At 76.6% G+C, this 5,753-nt stretch carries 1 protein-coding gene; it reads right to left on the bottom strand.

The window, feature by feature from the left end; all coding sequences use genetic code 11:
• Positions 1-5,753 (bottom strand): SDR family NAD(P)-dependent oxidoreductase (locus ACFHW0_RS31340; RefSeq protein WP_416613240.1); only part of this gene is annotated, 5,753 nt, incomplete at both ends.

Below are 5,753 nucleotides of genomic sequence, written 5' to 3'. Positions count from 1 at the left end.
GTCACGTCACACGCGACCACCCGCACCGACGCACCCAACGCCGACAGCCGCTCCGACAACTCGCCCGCACCGGCGGCCTCCGGGCCACGCCGCGACACCAGCACGAGAGAGCGCACGCCGTGCGCCGACACCAGGTGCTCCGCCACCAGCGCGCCCAGCGCGCCCGTACCGCCGGTCACCAGCACCGCGCCGTCACCCACGACCGGCGCCTCCGCCGACGCCGGGGCGACCGCGCGCACCAGGCGCGGCACGAACACCTCACCCGAGCGGATGGCCAGCTGGCCGCCGGCCGGGTCGGCGGCGAACCGGGCCAGGATGCCGAGCACGCCGGGGTTCATCGCGTCGCCGACGTCGGCGAGGACGATGCGGCCCGGGTGCTCGGACTGCGCCGAGCGCAGCAGGCCCCACACGGCCGCGGCCGCCAGGTCGGTCACCCGGTCCTCGTCGCGGGCGACCACCGCGCCCCGGGTCACCACCACGAGCCGCGAATCCGCCAGCGCGTCGACGGCCAGCCACGCCCGCACCAGGCCCAGCACGTCGGCGGTCACCGCGCGTACGGCCTGCGCCGGTTCGGTGTCGTCGGCGCTCGACGCGGCCGGCGTGAACAGCAGCAGGCGCGGCGGCGCGATGCCGGCGTCGATCGCGGCTCGCAGCTGCCTGATCGTCTCGGCGGAGGGACCGCCGGGCACGCCCGGCAGGGCCGGCCCGCCCAGCACCGCCCAGCCCGACGCGTCGTCGGCCGGTTCGGCCTCCTCGGCCTGCCAGACCACCTCGAACAGGGAGCGGGACGCCGCGCTCGCGGCGGCCACGCCGGTCAGTTCGCGCAGGACGAGGGAGTCCACCGACACGACCGGCGCGCCCGCCTCGTCGTAGGCGGTCAGCCGCACCGCCGAACCGTTGCGGGTCAGTCGCACCCGCAGCAGCCGCGCGCCCGAGGCGTGCACCTGCACACCCTCGAACGCGAACGGCACCCGCGGCCCGCCCGACCCCTCCGAGCCCGGCAGCAGCCCGATCGGGTGCAGGGCCGCGTCCAGCAACGCCGGGTGCACGCCGAAGCGCGCCGCCTCCGTCGCCGCCTCCTCCGGCAGCACCACCTCGGCGTACACGTCGTCACCGCCGGTCCACACCCGACGCAGCCCCTGGAACACCGGCCCGTACGCCAGGCCGTGCCCGAGCAGCGCCGGGTACCAGCCGGTCAGGTCCACCTCGGACGCGCCGGCCGGCGGCCAGGCGGTCGTCCGCGGCTCGTCGGCGGTCGCCGGTTCGAGCACGCCCTCCGCGTGCCGGGTCCAGCCCCCCTCCGGGTCGTCGTCCGGGCGGGAGTAGACGGCGACGGGCCGCTGCGGCGACTCCGACGCGGACACCCGCACCTGGATCCGTACGGCGCCGGACTCGGGGAGCACCAGCGGCACGAGCACCGTCAGGTCGCGCAGCCGGGGCAGGTCCACCTCGTCGCCGGCGCGCACGGCCAGCTCCACCAGCGCCGTACCCGGAACGAGCGTCACGCCGGAGACCACGTGGTCGGCCAGCCAGGGGTGGGTGGTCAGGGAGATCCGGCCGGTCAGCACGACCTCGTCGTCGCCGGCCAGGTCCACCGCCGCGCCGAGCAGCCCGTGCTCCGCCACGCCGAGACCGGCGCCGCTGACGTCGCCGGCCCGCAGCCGGCCCACTGCCGGCCAGAAGCGCTGCCGCTGGAACGGGTACGTCGGCAGGTCGACCGGGCGGGTCGCGGCCGGCAGGAGGGCGGTCCAGGTGACCGGCACGCCGTGCGCGTGCAGCTCCGCCAACGCGTGGACCAGCGACGCCGGTTCGGGCCGGCCGGGGCGCAGCGTCGCCACGACCGCCGCCGACGGCGCGGCGCCCTCGTCCGGCAGGCAGGCGCCCACCATGCCGGCGAGCACCGCGTCGGGGCCCAGTTCGAGGAACGTACGGACGTTGCGCTCGCGCAGGCTCGCGACGCCGTCGGCGAACCGGACCGTCTCCCGGACGTGCCGGACCCAGTAGTCGGGGGTGCCGATCTTGTCGGGGTCGGCGACCTGCCCGGTCAGGTTCGACACGATCGGCAGGACGGGCCAGTGGAAGGTCAGCCCGTCGAGCACCTGCCGGAACTCGTCGAGCATCGGCTCCATCAGCGGGCTGTGGAACGCGTGACTGACGGTCAGCCGGCGGGTGCGTGCGCCCCGGTCCCGCCAGACCCGCTCGACCTCGTCGAGGGCGTCGACGTCCCCGGAGACCACCACGGCGGTCGGGGCGTTCACCGCCGCGACGCCGACCCGGTCGGTCAGGCCCGCGATCGACTCGGCCACCGCGTCCTCGGCGGCGGCCACGGCCAGCATGCCGCCGCCGGTCGGCAGCGCCTGCATGAGCCGGCCGCGCGCCGCGACCAGCGCGCACGCGTCGGCCAGGCTGAACAGGCCGGCGACGTGCGCCGCCGCGATCTCGCCGATGGAGTGCCCGGCCACCAGGTCCGGTACGACACCGTACGACTCCACCAGCCGGAACAGCGCCACCTCGACGGCGAACAGCCCGGCCTGGGTGAACGCGGTCTGGTCCAGCAGCTCCGCCTCGGCGGAGCCCTCGGGTGCGAACAGCACCTCCCGCAGCGGGCGCGGCAGCAGCGGGTCGAGCTGCGCGCACACCTCGTCCAGCGCGGTCGCGAAGACCGGGAACGCCCCGTACAGCTCCCGGCCCATGCCGGCGCGCTGCGCGCCCTGCCCGGAGAAGAGGACGGCGGTCCGGCCGCTGCGGGCGACCCCCCGCACGACGGCGGCCGAGGGCTCGTCGTCGGCCAGCGCGCCGAGGGCGGCGAGCAGTCCGGGGCGGTCGCCGGGCAGCAGCACCGCGCGGTGCTCGAAGGTGGTGCGGCCGGTGGCGAGCGCCCGACCGACGTCGGCGACGGTCAGCTCCGGCTCGGCGTCGACCAGGGTCCGCAGCCGGCGCGCCTGCTCACGCAGGGCGGCGTCGTCGCGGGCCGAGAGGACGCAGGCGACGAGGTCGCCCGGGGCGCCCGTGGCGGGCGGTACGGGCTGCGCCGGGGTGGGCTCCGGGGCCTGCTCGATGATGGTGTGGGCGTTGGTGCCGCTGATGCCGAACGACGACACCGCCGCGCGGCGGGGCCGGTCCTGAGCCGGCCACGGCCGCGCCTCGGTGAGCAGGGCGACCGACCCGGTCGTCCAGTCGATGTGCGGGGACGGCTTCTCGGCGTGCAGGGTCGGCGGCAGCACGCCGTGCCGCATCGCCAGCACCATCTTGATCACGCCGGCGACGCCGGCCGCCGCCTGGGCGTGGCCGATGTTCGACTTGACCGACCCCAGCCACAGCGGCCGGTCCTGCGGCCGGCCCTGCCCGTACGTGGCCAGCAGCGCCTGCGCCTCGATCGGGTCGCCGAGGGCGGTGCCGGTGCCGTGCGCCTCGACGGCGTCCACGTCGGTCGTGGCGAGCCGGGCGTTGGCGAGCGCCTGCCGGATCACCCGCTGCTGGGCGGGGCCGTTCGGCGCGGTCAGGCCGCTGCTGGCGCCGTCCTGGTTCACCGCGCTGCCGCGGACGACGGCGAGGACGCGGTGACCGTTGCGCTGCGCGTCGGAGAGGCGCTCCAGCAGGAGCATGCCGACGCCCTCGGCGAAGCCGGTGCCGTCGGCGCCCGCGCCGAACGCCTTGCACCGCCCGTCGGGCGACAGGCCGCGTTGCCGGGAGAACTCGGTGAGCATGCCGGGGGTGGACATGACGCTCACCCCGCCGGCGAGCGCGAGCCGGCACTCGTCCTGCCGCAGCGCCTGGGTGGCGAGGTGCAGCGCCACCAGCGACGACGAGCAGGCGGTGTCGACGGTGACCGCGGGGCCCTCCAGGCCGAACAGGTACGAGATCCGGCCCGAGGCGACACTGCCGGCGCTGCCGTTGCCGACGTGGCCGCCCAGTTCGTCGTCGGTGCCGGCGGCCTGGGAGGCGTAGTCGTGGTAGATGAGTCCGACGTAGACGCCGGTGCTGCTGCCCCGCGCCGCGTGGGGATCGATCCCGGCCCGCTCGAAGGCCTCCCAGGACGTCTCCAGCAGCAGCCGCTGCTGCGGGTCCATGGCGAGGGCCTCCCGGGGGGAGATCCCGAAGAAGGCGGCGTCGAACTGTGCGGCGTCGTGCAGGAAGCCGCCCTGGTGCGGTACGGCGTCCTCGCCGCCGGCGCGCAGGTCGTCCAGGTTCCAGCCCCGGTCGGTGGGGAAGGGCGAGATGACGTCGGCGCCGTTGGTGACCACGTCCCAGAGCTGCTCGGGCGTCTGCACGTCGCCGGGGAACCGGCACGCCATGCCGATGATGGCGATCGGCTCGTCGAGGGCGGCGGCGGTGCCCACCGCGGCGGGACGGTCCACGGCCGCCGCGCCACCGAGTTCCTCGTCGAGGAACTCGGCGAGGACCACCGGGGTGGGGTAGTCGAACGCCACGGTCGCGGGCAGCCGCAACCCGGTGGCGGCGGAGAGCCGGTTGCGCAGCTCCACGGAGGTGAGCGAGTCGAAGCCCAGTTCCTTGAAGGCGCGCTGGGCGTCGACGCTCTCCGCCGAGCGGTGCCCGAGCACGGCCGCCACGCTGCCGGCCACCAGGTCGAGCAGGTGCCCGCGCCGCTCCGCCGGGCTGAGCATCGCCAGCCGGTCCCGCACCGAGGCGGTGTCCGCCAGGCCGCGGCCGACCGCGCGCCGGGCCGGGCCGCTGACGCGGACCACGTCCCGCAGCAGGCTGGGCACGCTCTGGCCGGTCGACCGCGACGCCGCCGGCGGCAGGTTCATCAGGACGAGGTGCGCGTTGCCGCGCTGCCGCGCCAGCTCGAAGAGCGCGACGCCCTGCTGGTCGGTCAGCGGGGCGCTGGTGGCGCGGATCGCCTTGCGGTGTTCGGTTCCGCCCAGGTGGGCGGTCATGGCGCTGCTGGTGGCCCACAGTCCCCAGGCGAGGCTGGTGGCGGGCAGGCCCTGCTCCCGGCGGTGCCGGGCGAGGGCGTCGAGGAACGCGTTGGCGGCGGCGTAGTTGCCCTGCCCCGGGGAGCCGAGGGTGGCCGCGACGGAGGAGAACAGCACGAACGCGGACAGGTCCAGGTGCCGGGTCGCCTCGTGCAGGGCCCAGCCGGCGTCCACCTTCGGCGTCAGCACGGCGTGCAGGGCCGGCGCGTCCAGCGAGCCGATGGTCGCGTCGGCGATCACCCCGGCGGTGTGGACGACGGCGGTCAGCGGGTGCGCCGGCTCCACCAGTTCCAGCAGCCGGGTCACCTGCGCGGGGTCGGCCACGTCGGCGGTGCCGACGGTGACCCGGGCGCCCGCCCGGGTCAGCTCCTCGACCAAGTCCCGGTACTGCTCCGGGCCGCGCCGGGAGGCCAGCAGCAGGTGCCGCGCCTGACCGGTGGCGACGAGGTGCCGGGCGAACACGCCGGCGAGGGCGCCGCCCGCGCCCGTGATCAGCACGGTGCCGTCCGGGTCGGCGGGCGCGGGGACCCGCAGGACGACCTTGCCGATGTGCCGGGCCTGGCTGATGTGCCGCAGCGCCTGCCGGGCCTGGCGCACGTCCCACGCCCGTACGGGCAGCGGGCGCAGCGCGCCCTGCGCGAAGAGGTCGAGGACCTCGGCGAGCATCTCGCCGATGCGCCGGTGCCCGGCCTCGTTCAGGTCGAAGGCGCGGTACGTCACGCCCGGGTGTTCGGCGGCGACCACGTCCGGGTCGCGCAGGTCGGCCTTGCCCATCTCCACGAACCGGCCGCCGCGCGGCAGCAGCCGCAGCGACGC

The organism is Micromonospora sp. LOL_025 (assembly GCF_048060285.1).
Lineage (GTDB): Bacteria > Actinomycetota > Actinomycetes > Mycobacteriales > Micromonosporaceae > Micromonospora.
The sequence above is the reverse complement of the archived record's forward strand: the minus strand, read 5'-3'. Positions and strand labels throughout refer to the sequence as shown.